The 20,582-nt window shown below is 73.6% G+C and carries 16 protein-coding genes; 7 read left to right on the top strand and 9 right to left on the bottom strand.

The annotated features are described in order from the left end of the window. Positions 1–39 precede the first annotated feature (39 nt). Entirely contained in the window at positions 40–1,503 is a 1,464-nt protein-coding gene (locus OG737_RS01530) for a hypothetical protein (protein ID WP_405681469.1), read from the bottom strand. Between the two features lie 160 nt (positions 1,504–1,663). On the opposite strand from OG737_RS01530, the gene OG737_RS01525 reads away from it, so the two are divergent. After that, a complete protein-coding gene (locus tag OG737_RS01525) occupies positions 1,664–2,953 on the top strand; it encodes a bifunctional GNAT family N-acetyltransferase/ATP-binding protein (RefSeq protein ID WP_328924305.1) in 1,290 nt (429 codons plus the stop codon). 75 nt (positions 2,954–3,028) lie between these two features. On the opposite strand, the gene OG737_RS01520 is transcribed toward OG737_RS01525, so the two are convergent. The 5 genes from OG737_RS01520 to OG737_RS01500 form a co-directional block, all read right to left on the bottom strand. After that, entirely contained in the window at positions 3,029–3,634 is a 606-nt protein-coding gene (locus OG737_RS01520) for a hypothetical protein (protein ID WP_328924304.1), read from the bottom strand. After that, entirely contained in the window at positions 3,631–5,253 is a 1,623-nt protein-coding gene (locus OG737_RS01515; RefSeq protein WP_405680369.1) for a serine/threonine-protein kinase, read from the bottom strand. Before OG737_RS01515 ends, OG737_RS01520 begins: the two co-directional genes overlap by 4 nt. 107 nt (positions 5,254–5,360) lie before the next feature. Then, entirely contained in the window at positions 5,361–6,617 is a 1,257-nt protein-coding gene (locus OG737_RS01510; RefSeq protein WP_405680370.1) for a Tm-1-like ATP-binding domain-containing protein, read from the bottom strand. Positions 6,618–6,664: 47 nt separating this feature from the next. Further along, on the bottom strand, positions 6,665–7,144 hold the full coding sequence (locus OG737_RS01505) for an NUDIX domain-containing protein (RefSeq protein ID WP_328924302.1): 480 nt from the start codon (positions 7,142–7,144) through the stop codon (positions 6,665–6,667). A 57-nt stretch (positions 7,145–7,201) separates the two neighbouring features. Next, the gene (locus tag OG737_RS01500) at positions 7,202–8,215 is read right to left on the bottom strand and encodes a cation diffusion facilitator family transporter (RefSeq protein ID WP_328924301.1); all 1,014 of its coding nucleotides are present in this window, start codon (positions 8,213–8,215) and stop codon (positions 7,202–7,204) included. Positions 8,216–8,377: 162 nt separating this feature from the next. Between OG737_RS01500 and OG737_RS01495 the strand changes: the two genes are divergently transcribed. The 3 genes from OG737_RS01495 to OG737_RS01485 are packed head-to-tail and all read left to right on the top strand — an operon-like array spanning position 8,378 to position 12,422. Further along, positions 8,378–10,750: an FHA domain-containing protein gene (locus tag OG737_RS01495; RefSeq protein WP_328924300.1), complete on the top strand. Its 2,373-nt coding sequence runs from the start codon at positions 8,378–8,380 to the stop codon at positions 10,748–10,750. An 8-nt stretch (positions 10,751–10,758) separates the two neighbouring features. Beyond that, positions 10,759–11,454: a hypothetical protein gene (locus OG737_RS01490; RefSeq protein ID WP_328924299.1), complete on the top strand. Its 696-nt coding sequence runs from the start codon at positions 10,759–10,761 to the stop codon at positions 11,452–11,454. After that, positions 11,454–12,422: a serine/threonine-protein kinase gene (locus OG737_RS01485; RefSeq protein ID WP_328924298.1), complete on the top strand. Its 969-nt coding sequence runs from the start codon at positions 11,454–11,456 to the stop codon at positions 12,420–12,422. Before OG737_RS01490 ends, OG737_RS01485 begins: the two co-directional genes overlap by 1 nt. Here OG737_RS01485 and OG737_RS01480 read toward each other — a convergent pair. After that, positions 12,419–13,666 carry a streptophobe family protein gene (locus OG737_RS01480; RefSeq protein ID WP_405921107.1) on the bottom strand — a complete coding sequence of 416 codons (1,248 nt, stop codon included), beginning with the start codon at positions 13,664–13,666 and terminating at the stop codon, positions 12,419–12,421. The two genes, OG737_RS01485 and OG737_RS01480, sit on opposite strands and share 4 nt — an antisense overlap. 396 nt (positions 13,667–14,062) lie before the next feature. Between OG737_RS01480 and OG737_RS01475 the strand changes: the two genes are divergently transcribed. Next, positions 14,063–15,214, top strand: coding sequence for a DUF6777 domain-containing protein (locus OG737_RS01475; protein WP_405921106.1), 1,152 nt, complete (start codon positions 14,063–14,065; stop codon positions 15,212–15,214). A 161-nt stretch (positions 15,215–15,375) separates the two neighbouring features. Further along, complete coding sequence (locus OG737_RS01470; protein ID WP_328924295.1) at positions 15,376–17,451, top strand: SpoIIE family protein phosphatase; 2,076 nt, start codon at positions 15,376–15,378, stop codon at positions 17,449–17,451. Positions 17,452–17,461: 10 nt separating this feature from the next. Here the strand turns inward: OG737_RS01470 and OG737_RS01465 are convergent, their stop codons facing one another. Both OG737_RS01465 and OG737_RS01460 read right to left on the bottom strand, forming a co-directional pair. Beyond that, positions 17,462–18,262, bottom strand: coding sequence for a DUF4328 domain-containing protein (locus OG737_RS01465; protein ID WP_328924294.1), 801 nt, complete (start codon positions 18,260–18,262; stop codon positions 17,462–17,464). A gap of 156 nt (positions 18,263–18,418) precedes the next feature. Continuing rightward, the gene (locus OG737_RS01460) at positions 18,419–19,123 is read right to left on the bottom strand and encodes an alpha/beta fold hydrolase (RefSeq protein WP_328924293.1); all 705 of its coding nucleotides are present in this window, start codon (positions 19,121–19,123) and stop codon (positions 18,419–18,421) included. Positions 19,124–19,224: 101 nt separating this feature from the next. Here OG737_RS01460 and OG737_RS01455 point away from each other — a divergent pair, with 101 nt between their 5' ends. Then, on the top strand, positions 19,225–20,577 hold the full coding sequence (locus OG737_RS01455) for an acyltransferase family protein (protein WP_405680376.1): 1,353 nt from the start codon (positions 19,225–19,227) through the stop codon (positions 20,575–20,577). Positions 20,578–20,582: the final 5 nt, after the last annotated feature.

Here is a 20,582-nt window from a genome sequence, read left to right as displayed (position 1 = left end):
GGACAAGTCTCATCCGGGCCGTTCGCACTGAACTGTCCGCTACGGGCGCCGCTCGTACACCGTCACCCGGCGGCCCCGGACCTGCCGGTCCTCGACCACAGTGAACCGCTCCCGCAGCACCGCGGCCTTCGCTTTGTCCCGCTCCGCCGACGGCGCCTTCGCGACCTTCGCCGCGTCCGTCACCAGCAGCACCCGCCGCTGTGCGAGCAGCGCCGCCCGGATCCGCGCGGGATCGGCCTCCTCGCCCTTGAGCGTCGCCGAGGCCACCGGCGTCTCGGCCAGCGCCACGTCCGCCAGGCCCGTGAACGCGCCGGGGGAGACCAGCGCGGTGTCCCGCCGCGCGGCCGGTACGAACAGCACCGCGTCCCCGTCCTGCTTCAGCCGCGCCACCTCGCCGGCCACCGCCAGGACGTCGTCGACCCGGCTCGCCGGGGCCCGCTTGCCCAGTTCGACCGGCAGCAGGGCCAGCACCGCGACCCCCACCACTCCCGGCACCAGCAGGCCCGCGGCCTTCGGGAACCGGGGCGCGGTGGCCCGTACGGCAGCGCCTAGGGCGGCGCCGATCAGCAGGGCCAGACCCAGCATGCTGAACAGCACGTACCGGTCCAGGAACAGCGGCTGGACCAGCGAAAGTCCCACCAGCCCGAGCTGGGGCACCGCCAGCAGCGGCAGCCCGACCGCCGCCGCAGACAGCCGGCCCGCACGAGGCCGGTCCGCCCACGCGCACAGGCCGCCGATCGCGAACAGGATCCCCGGCCCGATCAGCATGTGCCAGGTCAGCGGCGGTATCCACGACACCTGGTCGGACTGCCCCCGGCTGAACAGGATCAGCGGCAGCGCTCCGGCCACCGCGCCCGCGCCGTACGCCGCCCAGCGCAGCCACACCCCGCGGTCGGCCCGCACCCGCCACAGGGTCGCCGCGTGGGCCGGCAGGAGCAGCAGCGACAGCCAGTTCAGCAGGGCGCACAGCAGCACGGTGATCCCGTACGCCGTCCAGCGCGGCCAGGCCCGCCGACCGGGCGGGAGTTCCAGCAGCGACACCAGCAGCAGGGTCGACAGCCCGGCCCCGGCGGCGACCAGTGCGTACGGCCGGCCCTCCTGGAGGTAGAACTGCACGGCCGGCAGCAGCCCCAGGGCCAGCCCGCCGCCGAGCCCCGCCCAGAACCCGGCGAGCCGCCGTCCGATCAGGCCCACGCACGCCGCCGCGGCGGCGACCGCCAGCACCGACGGCAGCCGCAGGGTCGTCGTACCCGCCCCGAACACCTCGAAGAGGCCGTGCATCAGCAGGTAGTACAGCCCGTGCACGGCGTCGACGTTCCCGAGCATGGCCCAGATCTCGTCCGCCGACCGCCCGGCCACCTGCCAGGTCGCCGCCTCGTCCCGCCACACGCTGTCCTGCCGGGAGAGCCCCCACAGGCCGAGCGCCAGCGTCCACAGGACCGGGATCAGCCACACGAGGTGCCGGCGGCGGGCACCGGACGGGGAGGATATGTCGGAAGCCATGAAGGTGCGCTGGTCCTCGGTGCGGGGCGTGGGCGGAAGGTACCAGTCTATGGACGACACGGACGGTTTCCGGTTCGGCTGTTGTGCACCGCGGAGCGTGATCGCCCGGGTCGGCCGCCCCTAGCCTCGCCGCAGGAGCACGAACGAGGGGCGGTACCCGGTGAACTGGCTCATCCACGACTACCGCGAGAGCGATCTCGCAGCGGTCGTCCATCTGATCGACACCACGGCCGAACTCGGCCAGGAGTCCGTCTTCTCGCTCGCCGAGTGCATCAGCGCCCTCACCGGCCGGCAGCCCTGCGTGGTCGCCGTCCACCAGGGCGTCCCGATCGGCGCGGCCCTCGCCTGCGTCACCGGTGAGCGCGCCTGGGTGATGCGCATCGCGATCGCCGCGGGCTGGCGCGGCCGGGGCCTGGCCAGCGCCCTGCTCGTCGAGCTGGAGCGACGGCTCGTCGCGGCGCGCGTCGGCCGGATCGCGTACGTCCTGCCCGAGGAGGACCTGCTCGGCGAGGGCCTCCTCAACGCCGGCTACACGCGGCAGCCGGCCGTCGCCTACTTCGAGAAGACCGAGCCGCTGCACGGACCGGCGGCCGGCCTCCTCGACGACCTCGGGGGCCGGTTCCTGCCCAGCGACCTGTGGGCCAAGGTCGCGGGCATGGAGAAGGAGAAGGACCTCATCGAGCGGCGCGTGGTGCTGCCGCTCGCCGAACCGGAGCGCGCCGCCGCGCACGGCGTGCGGCCGCCGCGTGCCATCACCCTCTTCGGCCCGCCCGGCACCGGCAAGACCACCTTCGCCCGGGCCATCGCCTCCCGGCTCGGCTGGCCCTTCGTCGAACTGCTGCCCTCCCGCCTCGCCGGCGAGGGCAACCTCGCCGCTGCGCTGCGCGACGCGTTCGCCCGGATAGCCGAGCTGGAACGGGTCCTCGTCTTCATCGACGAGGTCGAGGAGATCGCGCCCGTGCGCACCGAGCCCGCGCAGCCCGGCGGCATCCACGGGGTGACCAACGAACTGCTCAAGCTGATCCCGGGCTTCCGGGAGGGCGACGAACGGCTGCTGGTGTGCGCCACCAACTCCATCCGCTCCCTCGACCCGGCCTTCCTGCGGCCGGGTCGCTTCGACTACCTGATCCCGATCGGCACCCCGGACGCCGGGGCCCGCGCCGCGATCTGGTCCCGCTACACGGCGGGGCGCGCGGACGTCGACGTATCGGCCCTGGTGGCGGCGACCGAGCTGTTCACACCTGCCGACATCGAGCACGCGGCGCGGATCGCGGCACAGGTGTCCTTCGAACGGGACCTGGAGGCGGTGGGCGTGCGGGGCGCGGTGGCCGCGCAGCTCGGCGCGGGTACGACGGACTACCTGGCAGCCGTCCGGCAGTGCAGGCCGACGGTGACCCCGGCGATGACGGGCGAGTTCGAGGCGGACATCACCGCGCACGCGCGGTTCTAAGCGGCCTCGGGGACGTGCCCTACTTCCCTGAGGCCGCTTAGGGCCTGTCGTCACATTCCCGTCTGCCCCGCGACGCTACAGACGGCACCGGTACGTGAACTCCACCGCGGCCGTGCGCCGCCCGGGCGAGAGCAGTTCGAGTTCGGCCTTCGCGGGGTAGGTCCCGGCGCCCTGGAAGGTCCACAGCAGGTGCAGCCGCGCCTCCCGCTGTCCGCGCGGCACCCGCTCGGTCAGCTGCTCGGAGTGCGTGCCGTCGCTGCGGAGCCAGCGGTAGGTGAGGTTCCCCGGGCGCCCGTTGGTCCGTACGACGGCCACCACGTCGGCCGCCGTGTCGCACGCCGGTCCCCCGGGCTCGGTGGTCACGGCCACGTCCCGGACGACGAGGGCGGGCCCGTACCGCTGCCACCCGAGGTACGCGAGGACCGCGAGCAGGACGACCGCGGCCAGCGTGTACCGCCGCAGCCCGGCGCCGCGCCGCCGCCCCGCGCCGCGTACGGCGGTGGCGGAGACGGGGAACGGGGCGGGCATGGCCGCCGTGACCCCGGGCCCGAACCGGAGCACCGAACCCTCGACCCGGTCGGGGGTCACCTCCGGAGCCGCCGGCGGCCCGGAGAACCAGTGGCTGCCGAGCACGGTGGCGCTGTAGTCGTCGTCGCCCTGCGGGACGCGGGGATCGCTCATCGGGGCGCCTCCTGGCAGCGCAGCAGGTACTGCGAGTCGGACGCGGACCTGTTGCCGGCGGCGGGCTTGGTGGTGACCCTGACCCCGCCGTAGCAGCCGCGGCCGCGGGTGAAGGTGTGGGCCCGGACCACGGGGGCCACCGAACCGGCCTGGACGACGACCGTGTCCGTGCCGTCGGGCACGGAATAGTCGCCCGGCCCGCTGCCCAGGAACCACTCCAGTACGACGGTGACCGGCCCGGTGCCCTGGGCGGCGAGCGTCACGGTCGCATCGCCGCGGTACACGCCGGGCTTGAGCGAGACGTCGACCTTCGTGACCTTCAGGGTCGGCGTCGGCGTGGGCGTCGGAGAGGGGGTCGGCGCCGTCGGCCAGCTCACCGTCGGCTTCGGGGTCGGGCTCGGGGCCGAGGACGCGGAGGGCGTGGGAGTCGGCGACAGCGAGGGCGAGGCACTCGGCGACGCCGACGGGCTCGCGCTCGCGGACGGGGACGCCGAGACCGGCGGGGCCGGGGCGGGGGTCGGCGAGCCGGACCCGGGAGGGGCCGCGCTCGTCGTGGCGAACGCGCTCAGCGCCGAGGCCCCGCCCGGTGCCGCGCCGATCGCGTCCGTGGTGAGCACCAGCGCCGCCCCCAGGACCAGCGCCACCCCGGCCGCTAGCCAGCCGCTCCGGCCGGGGGCCCAGCCGGATCCGCTGTGCAGCGTGGTCGTGGCCACCGCGGTGGTGCCCTCCGCCGCGGCGCCCGCCGAGGGGAACAGCAGCGGCACCAGCGCGGCCAGCGCCGCCAGCTTGCGCTGGCCGCGCTCCTCCCACTGCGGCCCGTACGCGGCGAGGGCCACGCCCTCCAGCTCCGTCACGAAGGCCTCGGCGTTCTCCGGCCGTTGCTCCGGCTGCTTGGCCAGACCCCGTCGGATCAGCGGGCGTACGGGCTCGGGGGCCTCGGTCTCCGGCACCGGAGCCTCGATGTGCTGGACCGCGAGCTCCGCGAAGTTCTCCCCGTCGTACGGCTTGCGCCCGGTCAGGCACTCGAAGAAGGTCGCCGTCGCCGCGTAGACGTCGGCCGCGGGCGAGGCCGGCCGGCCCTGCCACTGCTCGGGCGCCATGTAGGCCGGGGTTCCGGCCACGCCCGGTGTGGTCCCGCGGCCCGCCGCGATCCCGAAGTCCACCAGCTTCGACGAGCCGTCCGCCGCGACCAGCACGTTCTCCGGCTTGTAGTCGCGGTGGACCACGCCCTCCCGGTGCGCCGCCGCCAGCCCGAGCAGGGAGCCCTTCAGGACCACCAGCGCGGCCTCGGCGTCCGCCCGCCCGGCCTGCTTCAGCAGGGCGCGCAGGGAGATGCCGTCCACCAGTTCCATCACGATGGCCGCGCCGCCGGGCGACTCCACGTACTCGTACAGGCCCACCACGTACGGCGACCGGAGCCCGCCGAGCAGGCGGGCCTCGGCCCGGAACTCGCCGACGAAGGCCGGGTCCTGGCGCAGCCGGTCGCTGAGGTACTTCACCGCGACCGCCGTGCCCGTACCGTCGTGCACGGCGAGCACGACGCGGCCGCTGCCGCCCGAGCCGAGCTCCCGTACCTCCGTGTAACCGGGGACCGTCCATGACGTCCGCGTGTCCTTCATCGCTTCCCGCCCCCCTGCCGCCGTGCCCTCGGGCCGGCCGGTCGTCGACCGGCCAACCCCAGGGACACAGTTTCCGCCACGGCCGGTTCCAGGCCGTGCGGGGTGTCTCAGGCGGCGGCCGGCACCGCGCCGATCATGGCGTGCAGCCGGTCGGCCGCCGCCCGTCCGAAGTCCGGGTCGTTGATGTGGGTGTCGTAGTCGTAGAGCCGGGCGGCGCTGCCCCGCAAGCCGTCGCGCAGCGCCGAGAACAGGGCCCGGTCCGCGTCGGGGTCATGGTAGGGGCCACCCGGCGCGCCGAGCGTGGACAGTCCGCGCAAGGGGACGCAGACCGCGGTGGGGCCGGTGGCCGCGCGGAGTTTGGCGGCGACCCGGCGGCCCAGTTCCGCGCACTCGGCCTCGGTCGTACGGATCACCGTGATGGACGGGTTGTGGACGCGGACCCGCCGGTAGCGGACCTTTTCGGGCAGCGTCTCCAGCGGGCCGAACTTGACCATGTCCAGTGCGCCCAGGCTCACCACCTGCGGAATCCCGGCCAGCCCGGCCGCACTGAGCCGGTCGGGGCCGGCGGTGAGGATGCCGCCGCACAGATCGTCGGCGAGCTCGCTGAGGGTGAGGTCGAGGACCCCCGCGAAGACCCCCTGGCCGGCCAGCTTCTCCAGGGTGCGGCCGCCGCTGCCGCTGACGTGGAAGACGAGTACCTCGTAGCCCAGTTCGGTCAGCCGCTCGCGGGCCGCGTCCACGCCGGTCGTGGTCACGCCCGCCATGCTCGCCGCGACCAGCGGGCGGCCGCCCGCGCCCAGCCGGGCCGCGCGGCGGGTGTCCGGGGCCGTGCGGGCGAAGGCTTTGGCCATGCCCGCGACCGCCTCCACGGCGTTGGCCAGGACGGGCGCGGAGATGCTGTTGATCCCCGCTATGTCCACGACGCTGTACATCATCGTGATGTCCGCCGAGCCCACGTACGGCGAGACATCGCCCGACGCCATGGACGAGACCATCAGTTTCGGCACGCCCAGCGGCAGGGCGCGCATCGCCCGGGTGGCGATGGAGGTGCCTCCGCTGCCGCCGATCGCGAGCACCGCGTGCAGCCGGCCCTCGGCGTGCAGGCGCAACAGGGTCGCCTCCGCACCTTGGGCCATCGTGGTGACGGCCGCGCCCCGGTCGGCGGCCGCGCGCAGTTCCGGCAGTTCAGCTCCCGCGGCCCGGGCCACCGCTTCACGCGGGATGTCGGCGGGCACCCGGGGCTCGCCCATCACTCCCGTATCGACCAGTGTCACTTCGACGCCGGCGCGCAGCAGCCTCTCGCGCAGCCAGCCGTACTCCACACCCTTGGTGTCCAGGGTTCCCACCAGCACGACGTTCGTCATATGTGCAATGTTCATGCAGGGGGGTTTGTTGGCAAGTAATGGTCGAGTCAATCCTTGACAAGCGCCAACAACCGCTTCAGAAACGGGAGTTGAGGAGGCATCAGCTTGGTTTCCGCCATCTGGGGGGTGAACCAGGCCACCCGGTCCAGCTCGGGGAACTCCTGCACGGCCCCGGAGTGCGGCGGCCACTCCATGGAGAAGGTCCCGGGCACCATCAGCGCGGGGTCGAGGTCCGCCTCCACCGCCCAGATGGTCACCAGCTTCCCGCTGGACAGCCGCACCTCGCCCAGCGGCAGGTACTCGCCCTCCGGGGGCGGCAGCCCGATCTCCTCGGTGAACTCCCGGCGGGCCGCGTCCCGCGGCGTCTCGTCCGGCTCGTACTCGCCCTTGGGGATGGCCCAGCCCCCGGCGTCCCGTCCGGCCCACAGCGGGCCGCCCATGCGGCCGAGCAGGACCTCGACCCCCGGATCCGAGCCCTCGCCCGTTCGGCGGAACAGGAGCAGTCCGGCACTGCGTTTGTGCGTCATGCGTCCATGTATGCCCCGCGCGGCGCGGACTCAGTGATACCCGCCGAACCCCGCCGTTCAGTGGTCGTGCGGGCCCTGCCGGTGGACCGGACCGTGCGCGTCCGCGCAATGGGCGTCCTGCGGCCCCTCGCCCCCCGCGCGGCCGACCGTAAGGAGGGTGTCCTGTACGTGGTCCACCTGGAGGGTGGTGTGCGTGATCCCGTACTCCTCGGCCAGCATCCGCTCCAGGTCCCGGCGCACCGCGTGGCAGTCGCCCGCCGGCTCGACGAGCACGTGCGCGGAGAGCGCCGCCGTCCCGGAGGTGATGGTCCAGATGTGCAGGTCGTGCACCTCGGTGACCGGCGGGTGTGCGACGAGCCGGTCGCCCACCGCGTCCGGGTCCATATGGGCCGGAGCGGCCTCCAGGAAGATCCGGCCGGACTCGCGGAGCAGACCGTAGCCCGCCCTGACCATCAGCACCACCACCACGAGCGTGGCGATCGCGTCGGCCTGCCGGAAGCCGGTGGTGAGCACGATCAGACCGGCGACGGCCGTCCCGATGAAGGCGAACAAGTCGTTCAGGATGTGCTGGTAGGCACCCTCGACGGCCAGCGAGGACCGGTTCGCCTTCGAGATGCACCAGGCCGCGGCCACGTTGACCACGATGCCCGCGAGCGCGGTCACCAGGACCAGGCCGCCCTCCACCGGCGGCGGATCCATCAGCCGCCGCACCGCCTCGTACGCCAGCCAGACCGCCAGCAGGATCAGGGTCAGCCCGTTGGCCTGGGCGGAGAGTATCTCCGCCCGCTTGAGGCCGTACGTGAAACCACCGCGCGCCGGACGGGCGGCGAGCCGCATCGCGATCAGCGCGAGGACGATCGAGACGGCGTCGGTCAGCATGTGGGCCGCATCGGAGATCAGGGCCAGCGAGTTGGCCATGATGCCGACGATCACCTCGACGGCCATGAACGCGCCGATCAGGCCGAGAGCGATCGCCAGCCAGCGCCGGTCGGCATCGGCGGCCACGCCGTGGCTGTGCCCGCCGTGGCCTGCGTGGCCGGTGTCGTCGTGCGCGTGGTCGTGCCCGGTCATGGCGTCCCCCGTTTGTTCGGTTCCGACGCGTGAAGTGAAGCGCACCTCGGCGGGATCGGCAAAGGCTGCAACGGGGACCGTTGTCATTACCCATAAGCGGCCTCTGACCTGCGACTATGCCGGACCGGTGCCGGTCTTGCCGGATCGTGGGAAAATCTGCTCATGGTCCAGCGGCCCGGTGTGCCGACGGCGCCCGAGCTCGTCCTGGAGACCGACCTCGGTTCCACGGAGATGAGCCCGGGCCGGGTCTATCACGTCGGTCGCGACCCCCTGTGCGAGATCTGCCTCGACGACGCCCGCGTCTCCTGGCACCACGCGCTCCTGCGCCCCGACGGCGACCACTGGACCGTCGAGGACGAGGGCAGCACCAACGGCACCTGGGCAGACGGCCACCGCATCCACGAATGGATCGTCGGCCCCGGAAGCGAGCTGCGCTTCGGCAGCGCCGCGGACGGCCCGCGCGCCGTTCTCGTCGACCGCGCGCCGCCCCGGCCCGGTTCCCGGCCCTCCGGGGTCTCGAACCCGTCCCTGACCGGCACCTTCCGGCAGCCGACCAGCATCCGCCCGCTGCTCGCCCGTACCGCCGTCCGTATCGGCCGCGCCCCCGACAGCGACCTCGTCATCGACGACCTCGTCGTCTCCCGTCGGCACGCCGAACTGCGGGCGCTCGCCGACGGCACGCACGAGATCGCCGACCTCGACAGCCACAACGGCACCTATCTCAACGGCGCCCGGGTGGTCGGGGCCGCCCCCCTCGCCGAGGGAGACATCGTCGGCATCGGCCACTCGGACTTCTGCCTCGTCGGGGACCAGCTCCAGGAGTACGTCGACACGGGCGAGGTCTCCCTCGACGTCCAGGACCTCACCGTCGCCGTCGACCGCGGCCGCAAGAGACTCCTCGACGCCGTCTCCTTCCCCGTCGGCGCCAAATGCCTGCTCGCCGTGGTCGGCCCCAGCGGAGCGGGCAAGTCCACCCTGCTGGGCGCCCTCACCGGCCTGCGCCCCGCCGACCGGGGCACCGTCCTCTACGACGGCCGCGACCTCTACCGCGACTACGCCGAACTGCGCAGCCGCATCGGACTCGTCCCGCAGGACGACATCCTGCACACCCAGCTCACCGTCCGGCGCGCCCTCGCCTACGCCGCCGAACTGCGCTTCCCGCAGGACACCGCCAAGGCCGAACGCCGGGCCCGGGTCGACGAGGTGATCGGCGAACTCGGCCTCCAGGAGCGTGCGGGCCAGCCCATCCACAGCCTCTCCGGCGGCCAGCGCAAACGCGTCTCCGTCGCCCTGGAACTGCTCACCAAGCCCTCGCTGCTCTTCCTGGACGAACCCACCTCCGGCCTCGACCCCGGCATGGACCGCTCGGTGATGCACATGCTGCGCGGCCTCGCCGACGACGGCCGCACCGTCATCGTGGTGACCCACAGCGTGCTCAGTCTCGACGTCTGCGACCGGCTGCTCGTCCTCGCCCCCGGCGGGCGGATCGCCTACTACGGGCCCCCCGGGGAGACCCTGGGCTTCTTCGGCTTCACGCAGTGGCCCGAGGCCTTCGAAGCGTTCGAGAACCAGCAGGACCGCGACTGGGCCGGGGAGTACGCGACCTCGCCCCTGCACCACCGGTACGTCGACGGTGCCCCCCGGCAGCCGCGGCCGGGCGGCGACGACCGGGACGAGAGCCGGCACGCCTCGGCCGACTTCGTCGCCGCGCCGCCCAAGTCCCAGAGCTGGGGCTCCCAGCTGTCCACCCTCATCCGGCGGTACGCGGCCGCGCTCAGCGCCGACAAGACCTTCCTCGCGATCATGATCGCGCTGCCCTTCGTGATGGGAGCCATGGCCCGGGCCCTGGCCGGCGGCGCGCTCACCCGGGAGACGGCGATGAACGCCCTGCTCATCCTGTGCGTCGGCGGCGTGCTCACCGGAGCCGCCAACGCCGTGCGCGAGCTCGTCAAGGAGCGGGTCATCTACCGGCGCGAACGCGCCGTCGGGCTCTCGCGTTCCGCCTACCTGATGTCCAAGGTGGTGGTGCTGGGGGCCATCACCGTGGCCCAGGCCGTGGTGCTGACGCTCGTCGGCCTCTTCGGCGTGAAACTGGGCGCGCCCGGCGGGCGGGGCGTCTTCCTGCCACCCCTCGCCGAGATCACCCTCGTCGTGGCGCTGCTGTCCTTCACCGCGATGATGCTCGGCCTGCTGGTCTCCGCGCTGGTCACGAAGGAGGAGGTCACCATGCCGCTGCTGGTCCTCCTCGCCATCGTGCAGGTGGTCTTCTGCGGCGCGCTGCTCCAACTGGACGGAGTGCCGGTGGTCGAGCAGCTGGCCTGGTTCGTGCCCTCGCGCTGGGCGCTCGGTGCGATGGCGGGCACCATCGACCTGGGCGCGATCCTGCCCGGCCCGCTCACCGACGACCCGCTGTTCGCCCACAGCCCCGGCGTGTGGCTGTTCAACGTCGGCATGCTGGTGGCACTGTCGGTGCTCTTCGGGGTGCTCGTCGCCCGGCTGCTGCGCCGCCGCGAGCCCGCCATCATGCGGAAGTAGGACCGCCCATGACGAACCCGGTCGACGACCTGGACTTCCGGCCCACCCACGTCGTGCCGCAGGAGGGACTGCCCGCCTGGGAAGAGCCCGACGTCTCCCGGCCGACGGAGCCCCTCGACCCCTTCCTGCCCGTGCAGCTGCTCTCCCGCCGCGGGGACTGGGGCGAGATCCTCTGCTCCAACGGATGGTCCGCCTGGGTGGACGGACGGCTGCTGATCACCGTGCCGCAGCCGCCGCCGACCGCGGGAGGAAGGCAGCCGGGGCGGGCCGAGGACCCGGGCCCGCAGCTCGCGCGCAGCGCCGACGCCCTGGATCGCTACCGGCGGGCCTTCGTCGACCTCGCCTCGGGGCGCACGGACGGCGAGGCCTTCCGGCGCTCCGTGAAGGGACTGCGGGCCGGGGTCGTGCTCGACGGGGAGTCCGTGTGGCTCTACGACGACACGGCGGGACGGTGGATGTACGGGGACGGGACCCGCCTGGCGACCTACGCGGTCGGCGCGGAACCGGGGGCCGCGCCCGGGCCGGAGCACCCGCCGGCGCCTTCGGATCCGGACGGTGCGGGAGACGTACCGTCCGGTCCGCCGACCGCCGACGTGGTCGCGGCCCGGCCTGACGCGGAGCCCGGGCGGGCGGCGGCGTACGACCCGACCCGCATCGTGGACACGCCCGGGAACGGAAACGGGAACGGGAACGGGGGCGGGTGATGGGGTCGGAGCCGGTCGGCGGGCGGCCCTCCGACCTGCGCGGCAGGCGCATCGCCGGGTACGAGGTGGAGAGCGAGATCGGCCGCGGCGGGATGGCCGTCGTCTACCGGGCGCGGGACCTGCGCCTGGACCGGACGGTGGCACTGAAGCTGCTGGCTCCCGAACTGGCCCGCAACGACACCTTCAGGCAGCGGTTCGCGCACGAGTCGCGGGTGGCAGCGGCCATCGAGCACCCGAACATCGTGCCCGTGTTCGAGGCGGGGGAGACGGAGGGGCTGCTGTACATCGCGATGCGGTACGTCGCAGGCCAGGACCTGCGGGCGATGCTGGACCGCACGGGCCCGCTGCCGGTCGGCACGGCCGCCCGGATCGCGGGGCAGATCGCCTCGGCGCTGGACGCGGCACACGACCACGACCTGGTGCACCGGGACGTGAAGCCGGGCAACATCCTGATCGCGGAGGGGACGGACAGCGACCACCCCGAGTACGCGTACCTCACGGACTTCGGGCTGACGAAGAAGTCGCTGTCGCTGACCGGGTTCACGACCGTGGGGCAGTTCGTCGGGACCCTGGACTACGTGGCGCCGGAGCAGATCTCCGGGAAGCCGGTGGACGGCCGGTGCGACGTGTACAGCCTCGGGTGCGTCGTCTACGAGACCCTGGCCGGTGGCCCGCCCTTCGAGCGGGACGACGACATGGCACTGCTCTGGGCCCACCAGTTCGATCCGCCGCCACCGCTCACCTCTCGGCGGTCAGGGCTGCCGGGCGCGGTGGACGAGGTACTGGCGAAGGCGCTGGCCAAGTCGCCGGAGGACCGGTGGAGCACCTGCCTGGAGTTCACCGGCGCGCTCAAGCGGGCCGGGACGGCCGCCCGCCCGCGGACCCGGGAGGCCCACGCGCCGGGGCCCGCGGAGCCGCCGCCACCGCCTCCGCGGTGGGCGCTGCCGGTGTTCGGGCAGCACAGCTAGGGATTCGGGGGCGCTGCGTCTTCGACGCGGCCGCGTCGGCGGAGGGGGCGGGCCAGGAGGGCGCCCAGGAAGCCCGTCACCGCGCCCCAGATGATGGCGAGGCCGACCGTGCGCCACAGAACGGGATCGAGTTCGACCTCCCCGCTGAGGCTGTCCACGTCGCCGATGCCCAGCAGGGTGAGGCCGAACTGGGCATGGACCCGGGCCAGCAGGCAGACCGTCAGGGTGGCCAGGGCCAGGGCCGCGCCGAGGTGCAGCGCGTGCTGCCAGGCACGGACGTGGGCGGGGGAGCGTACGGCGGCCAGCACACCCGTGGCGAGCAGCAGGACGGCGGCCGCCGGCACCAGCCACCACCAGCGTGGGTCCTGTTCCGTGAGCGAGGCCAGGTCGAGCGTGGACAGGTCGGGGCCGCGCAGCACCTGGTCCAGCGGGTGCGGCATCGGCAGCCCGAACGGGCCCTCGACCTTGCCCTCCCAGGCGCCGCCGAAGCCCACGGTGAGCGCGACCCAGGCGAGGTTCGGCAGGCCCAGCAGGACCACGGCCATGGTCCGGGCGGCATGGCCCTGGGTCGCGGCCACGACCACGCCGACCCCGATGCCGAGGACGACGTACGCGAGGAGCAGCACGACCGTGGCGGAGGCCGCCGGGCGCACCGCCGTGTGGAAACGGACCAGCCCGGCCGGGAGCGGTGCGCGGCGGGAGACCAGCAGGGTGACCAGCAACAGGCCCAGGATCCACAGCAGCCCGAAGAAGAGGGTGGCGGGCAGGTCGGCCCGGAAGCCCACCGTCGGTGAGGAGTCGAGGAGTTCGCCGATCTCTCCGATGGGGGAGTCGCCGGTGGAGATACCGAAGTCCTGGCGGGCGAGGAGGGCGGTCCCCGTGAGGGCCAGCAGCCAGAGGAGCACCAACGGGCCCGCCCGGGCCAGCAGTTCACGTGGCCGGGCCACCGCCCGGTGGTGCAGCGGCCGCAGGAAGCAGTACGCGGCGGTGAGGGCTCCGGCCAGGCTCACCGAGAGCGGGAGCACGGACAGGCTGGCGTCGGCCCCGACCAGGAAGCCGGCTCCGCCGGACACCTCGACCGAGCCGCCGGCCGCCATCACGACGACCGCGGCGATCACCCGCGGGAACGCGCCGTCCGGAAGATCGCCGGCACCGGCACAGGCCAGCCCGGCCGCGGCTTCGGCGGCCATCACGAGGAACCCCGCCAGTACCGCGATCAACGCGTCACGCCAGGAACGGCTCACAGGGTCACCGTAGGCAGCCCCGGTACCCGCCACCACCTGAACGGCGCACCCAATAGTGCGCTGGAGTGACGGATGTCCCGAGACTTCTAGGGATGAGCCCATATGTACTGGTTCGTCTGCGAAGCTTCCAGGAGGGCATCGGTGACCACGCAGCCTTCGGGCACACCACCGTCGGAACGCCCCACCGGCCCGCCTTCCGGGCCCCTCTCGGGTGACCGCCAGGGCGCCCCGCCGCCCTCACCTCCTGGGGGCACGGGCGGAGGAGGGCGGGGGCCGGGGCCCGGGCGGGGGTCGGGGTCCGGCTCCGGGTCAGGCTCCGGCCCGGGATCCGGGCCGCACGGCGAGCCCGCCGGGAAGCCCTGGTGGCGGTCCGGGCCCAGGCTGGCGGCCGCGCTCGTGGCCGTGGCCGCGGCGGTGGCGGTGGCCGTGGTGCTGACCCGGCCCAGCGGTACCCCCGGCACGGGCGGCGAGCTCTTCCTGCAGCCGGCCGGGTCCGCCGGAAAGGACCCCTTCACCGAGTCGACGGCGACGACCCAGGGCGTCCAGGAGCCCCGGCCCACTCCCACCAGCTCCGAGCCCGTGACGGGCACCATCAACACCCGCTCCGTCAGCGGCTCCCAGCCGGGCCTGTACGGCGGCACCCAGGACCTGGCCAGCTGCGACGTCGAGAAGCAGATCAAGGAGCTGGCGGCGGTGCCCGCGAAGAACAGTGCCTTCGCCTCGGCCCTGGGGATCCAGCCCGCGGACGTCCCGCAGTACCTGCGCTCCCTCACCCCGGTCCAGCTGCGGATGGACACCCGGGTTACCAACCACGGTTACAAGGACGGCGTGGCGACCCCCTACCAGGCCGTGCTCGAGGCGGGGACGGCCGTGCTGGTGGACAGCAGAGGGGTGCCCCGCGTGCGGTGCGCCTGCGGGAACCCGCTGGGGCCGCCGGTGCCCCTCAAGCCCTACTCGCGGCGGTACGGGCAGCCGTGGGCCGCGTACCGCCCGCAGGGCGTCGTGGTCATCGCGCCTTCCGAGACGGTCGTCGACAGGATCGTGATCTACGACCACGCGAACCACAGCTGGTACGAGCGCGGCCGCGGCCCGACTCCGGGCCGCGACAAGCCCGTCCCGCCACCGGTGCTCCCGAGCCCGCCGGTGACCGCTTCCCCGCCCACCACGTCGCCCGGCGTGCCCGCGACCCCCACCGCGGCCACGGGCAAGCCGACCGAAGCCACGGGCACGCCCACCGAAGCCACTGGTACGCCGACCGAACACACGGCCACGCCCACCAGGACCACGGGCGCGCCCACCGAGACCACGGGCGCGCCCACCGAGACCACGGGCGCGCCGACCGAAGCCACGGGCACGCCCGCCGAGACCACGGGCGCGCCCGCCGAGGACATCATTCCGCCGACCGACGAGCCCGAGATACCCACGGTGTTGCCGCCGCCGGCGCTGACGGACCGGACCGCTACGCCGACCGGGACCGCGACCACGAGCTCCGGTCCGCCCGCCCCGCCGTCCCCTTCCAGCACGGAGCCGGCCTCGCCGTCCCCGTAGGCACGCACCTCACCAGGGGGCTTGGCCGCGGCGGCTGTTGTAGTGGGCGACACGGCGCGCACGCACGACACACGGGAACGGGCGGCGGTCCGGGCTGCCCGGAAGGCGCCCGGCCTGTCCATCGTGAGGAGAAAAACGGGGGAGGGTGAGACCCTGGCAGCATGGCCCAGAGGGGACAGAACCCCGAGGTCGACTGGCCCGCGCGGCCGGATACGAGCCTTGCGCTCAACCGCATGGGCACGTTCGACTGGGACCTCGACAGCGGGCGGATGTACCTGGATCCGACCGCCCTCGAGGTGCTTGACCTGCGCCCGGACGAGTTCGACGGGACCAGCGCGGGGCTGCGCCCGCGCGTCCCGCCGTCCGACGCGGCCCGGCTCGACGCCCGGGTCGCGCAGGCCCTCAAGGACGGCCGCAGCCACTACGGGGCCTACGTCCGCAGCCGACGCCGCGACGGGACCCGGACCTGGATCCACATCCAGGGGCACATCATGCGGGACCGGCAGGGGCGCCCGTACCGCGTCATCGGGATCCTCCGTGACGCCGCCCACGACCCCGGCGAGCCGGGCTCCGGCGGGGACGATGCCGAGGGGCGGCGCCGGATGACCGGTGTCGTCGAGCGGACCACGGCCATCCTCGCCCACGCCCGCACCGTCAACGACGTCACCGACATCCTCAAGGACCCGCAGGCCCTCGGACACCTCGGCGCGGTCAGCGTGATGCTCGGCGTCGTCGACGGCGGGCGCATCCACCTGGTCGCGGAGGGACAGCTGGGCTCGTACGTGCCCGAGATCGAATACACGCGGATCGACGCGGGGTTCCCGATGAGCGAGGCCGTCCGCACCATGCAGCCGGTCTTCATCGCCTCACGGGAGGAGTTCCAGACGCGCTACCCGCTGCTGTGGCCGTACATCGAGCCGCTGTCCGTCCGCAGCGGGGTCTACCTGCCGCTGATCGCCCAGGGGCGGGCCATCGGCGCACTCGGGCTGCTCTACACGCGCGACGGCCACTTCACCGCCGAGGAGCGGAACCTCCTGATGGCGCTCGGCAGCGGCATCGCGCAGAGCCTCCAGCGCGCGATGCTCTTCGAGCAGGAGCACGACCTCGCGGAAGGGCTCCAGCGGGCCATGCTGCCCCGCCGGATCCCCGCGGTGGCGGGTGCGCTGATCGCCGTACGGTACCGGTCCGCCCGGATGGGGCGGGACATCGGCGGCGACTGGTACGACGTGATCCCGCTCGGCGAGGGCCGGGTCGGGGTGATGATCGGGGACGTGGAGGGGCACGACACGGACGCGGCCGCCGTCATGGGCCAGCTGCGCATCGTGCTGCGCGCGTACATCGCGGAGGGGCACACCCCCGGCACGGCGATGGCGCGGGCCTCGGCCTTTCTGCGCGACCTGGACACGGAGCGGTTCGCCACGTGCACGTACGCCGAGGTGGACCTCAACAGCGGAATGCTCAGGATGGTCCGCGCCGGGCACCTCGACCCGGTCGTGCGGCGCGGGGACGGCAGCTGCCACCGGATCCAGGTGGCCGGCGGCCTGCCCCTCGGGCTGCCGGCCCGTGAGCAGTCCGGGACCGGCTCGGGCTACCCGGTCACCAGCCTGGAGCTGCACCCGGGCGACACGCTGCTGCTGTGCACGGACGGCCTGATCGAACGGCCCGGTGCGGACCCCGACAGCGGGATGCGGGAGTTCATGGCCGCGGTCCACAGCGGCCCGATCGACGTGGAGGAACTCGCCGACGTGCTGTGCGACCTGGTCGGCGACGCGGGCGGCGGCGACGACATGGCCCTGCTCGTCCTGCGCCGCCGCGGCACGCCCGCCGGGCGCGGCGGCGGTCCGCTGCGCCAGCGGCTGGAACCGGGCGACACGGAGGGCCCGGCGATGGCCCGCCACCTGATCCGGGCGGCGGTGGCCGCCTGGGGGGCGCGGGAGCGGGCCGACGAGATCGAACTGGCGGCGGACGAGCTGATGACCAACGCCCTGGTCCACACGGAGGGCGGCGGCCACGTCGGCATGCGGCTGATGGCGGACGGGCGGATCCGGATCGAGGTCGAGGACTCCAGCAGCGCCCTGCCTCGTCGGCGCGAGGCGGGCGACTGGGCGGTCTCGGGGCGCGGGCTGATGCTGGTGGATCAGCTCGCGGACGCCTGGGGCGTGGAGCCCCGGGGCGGCGGCAAATGCGTGTGGTGCGAGTTCGCCGTCGCCGCCCCGGAGCGCGAGATCGCCGGGTGAGCCGTGCGCGTCAGACCGCGGCGTACGGTCCCTGCGCGGCCTTGACGTTCTGCAGAGCCGTGAGCTTGCGGACGAAGAGGACGGCGAGCACGGCGGCGGCGACGGCGAGGAGGTCGGAGACGATGCCGACGACGGAGGCATCGCGAAGGGCCTGGGGGGTCTCGGCCAGCTTGTACATCCGGGAGAAGACGCGGTCCGTGCAGGCCGCGACGACCCACACCACCCACCAGGCCGTGAGGGGAGCGCTGGAAACGTGGCGGTAGGAACCGTCGGGATCGAGCTGGGTGCTGGCCTTCCACGTCTGCCGCGCGACGCGGAAGGGGAGGAACAGATTGCCGACGGGGACGAACCAGGCGCCGATGGCCCATCCGCGCCCCAGCGTGAAGGCGTCGGGGCGGAAGATCTCGCCGTTGCTCCGCACGCGGTGGAACCAGATGATGAAGACGGTCGCCGTGCCGAGCATCGCCAGGAGCTGGAAACCCCCGGCCAGGCTGGTGAGGACGTCCGACAGGTTGAGCGTGTCCTCCGGGACCCCGCCGGGGGCCGCGATGACGTCCTTCATCAGTGACCAGGCGAACAGGTTGGCGCCGGCCGAGAGCAGGTTGACCGCGGCCGCGACGGACAGCAGCACGGTCAGGGCGGTCGCGAGGCCCCGCGGAGAGCGCAGGACGTCGACGGGCGGCGGCGGACCGGGGTACACGGGCTGCCCCGGGTACGGCTGCCCCGGGTAGGGCTGGGCCGGGTACGGGGCGGCCCCGGCGTACGGCGGCTGGCCGGGCGGCGGCGGTGAGCCGGGCGGGCTGAAGGACATGACGGAGTACCCCCCACGGGAACACGTGAACATGCGAACGGCCCGCTGACAGGCGCGGACACGGCTGAACATATGCCAGCCCCGCGACCGGAGTCCAAAGCGATTCGCGGGGCCGCCCCGCAGCGGCCGACGTCTGCCCGCCGGGCCTGTCAGGCCCTACGCCCCGGCCTCCGCCTCGGCCAGCAGGATCCGCGCCAGCTCGCCCGGGCGCGAGAACATCGGCCAGTGCCCGGTGTCCATCGTGACCAGCCGCCAGCGCTCGCCGGTCAGCAGCTCGGCCACCGCCGGGCTCGGCTCGGGGCCGTCGAGCAGGCACTTGACGTACGTGGCCGGGAGCTCGCCCAGCGGGCGGGCCAGCACGGCGGGCTCGGTCAGCGTGGCCCCGGGATGCGGGGTCGAACGGGCCACGATCCGCGTCACCTGCTCGGCGTCGAGGTCCTGGCCCGCGTAGTCGGGCGCGGGCTGCGGCTCCCAGAAGCCGCCGCTGCGGGAGATCGAGCCCTCCACGATCGCCCGCCCGTCCGGCCAGCCGTCGAGGAACGACTCCCCGTCCGCCGCGACGGCGGAGTCGACGAAGACGACCCGGGCCAGCCGGTCGCCGATCCGCTCGGCGGCCTGGCCGACCGGTATGCCCGCATAGCTGTGCCCGACCAGGACGACATCGCGCAGACCGAGGCGCTCGACCTCGTCCACGACGTCCTGGACGTGGGTCTGCTGCCCGGCCGGTACGCCCTGCCGCTCGGCGACGCCCGACAGCGTCACGGCATGGGCGCCGTGCCCGGCCGATCTCAGCTCCGCCGCCACCTCGTCCCACGCCCACGATCCGAGCCAAACGCCTGCCACCAGCACGAAGTTCACCATGGCGGCACCGTATCCGAGGGGTCCGACATCGCGGCGGGACGGCGTCGGCCCCGTTGGCCGAGGCAGGGGACCCGGCCGGGGCGTGGGCTATGGTCCCTGCCGTGAAGCTCATACCCCCACTTGCCCAGCGGACGGCTGCCCCACCAGCCGCCGCACACGGTGCCCGCCTCGGCTGGCTGGACGCGCTCCGCGGCATCGCCGCTCTGATCGTGGCACTGCACCACTTCGACGTGCTGAGGATGCTGCCCTTCGGGGGCATGGTCTGGCGGAACTTCGACATGGGCCTCTTCGGCGTCATGCTCTTCTTCATCGTCAGCGGCTACATCATCCCGGCCTCGCTGGAGCGGCGGGGTGACGTCCGGGGCTTCTGGATCGGCCGGATCTTCCGGATCTACCCGGCCCTGATCGCCGCCTTCGTCCTCTCGATCATGATGCTGCCGGACGGGGACGGCTCGGTCGCGCTGCTGCGCACCGGCGACGACCTGGCCTCGCTGGTCGCGAACGGCCTGATGCTCCAGGACCTGCTCGGCGTCATCAACGGCATGAACGTCACCTGGACGCTCTGCTACGAGATGGTCTTCTACTTCTTCGTCACCGCCCTCTTCACCCGCGGCCTGCACCGGCACAGCGGGCCGATCGCGGTGGCCCTCGCAGGCGTCGCCCTGGCGGTCGGGACGGCTGTCGGCACCCAGCTCGTGAGCGCGGAACTCGGCTCGACCCGTCAGCTCCTGCTGGTCGTGACGCCGATCGTGCTCGTGGGCCTCGCCGGCGTGCTCAGCGGCAACCGCATGCTGACCGGGACGGGCGCCCTGCTGCTCGCCGGCGTCGGCCTGGTGCTGGTCACGCTCAACAGCCGGGCCCCCGCCTTCGAAACCTGGATGATCTTCGCGACCATGTTCGCCGGCACCGTGGTGTACCGGGCGCAGCACGGTCAGCTCGCCCGGGTCCCGGCCCTGCTCTCCTGCGGCTTCGTCGTCGTCGCGGGTGCGCTGGTCGGCCGGCTGTACAACCATGGCGAAGCCCTGGACCGGACCTGGTCGTCGGGCTGGAAGGCCTGGTCGATCGCCTACCTCGCCGCCTGGGCGCTCTTCGGTATCGGCTTCCTCCTCCGCGGGCGGCGCTTCCCCAAGGCGCTGACCTGGCTCGGAGCGATCAGCTTCTCGGTCTACCTGCTGCACATCCCGCTGCTGCGCACCATCGAACCGCTGGTGGGCGTTCCGCCGCAGCCGTCGTCCACGCTCGGCCGGATCGCCTGGACGGCGATCTTCCTCGGTGCCGTGCTGGCCGTCAGCTACCTCATGTACCGCCTGGTCGAGATGCCGATGCAGCGCCTCGGCCGACGCGTGCAGCGGGCGGCGGACCGCCGCTGGCCGCGCACCGCGCCGGAGGACCGGCCGCAGCCGCGGCAGTCGGACGGGTCCGGCTTCGAGCCGGCGCCCGCCGCCACGGGCTGACCGCA

The sequence above is a fragment of the Streptomyces sp. NBC_00122 genome (assembly GCF_045160845.1).
GTDB lineage: Bacteria > Actinomycetota > Actinomycetes > Streptomycetales > Streptomycetaceae > Streptomyces.
Note: the sequence above shows the minus strand (reverse complement) of the source record. Positions and strands in the feature narration are given on the sequence as shown.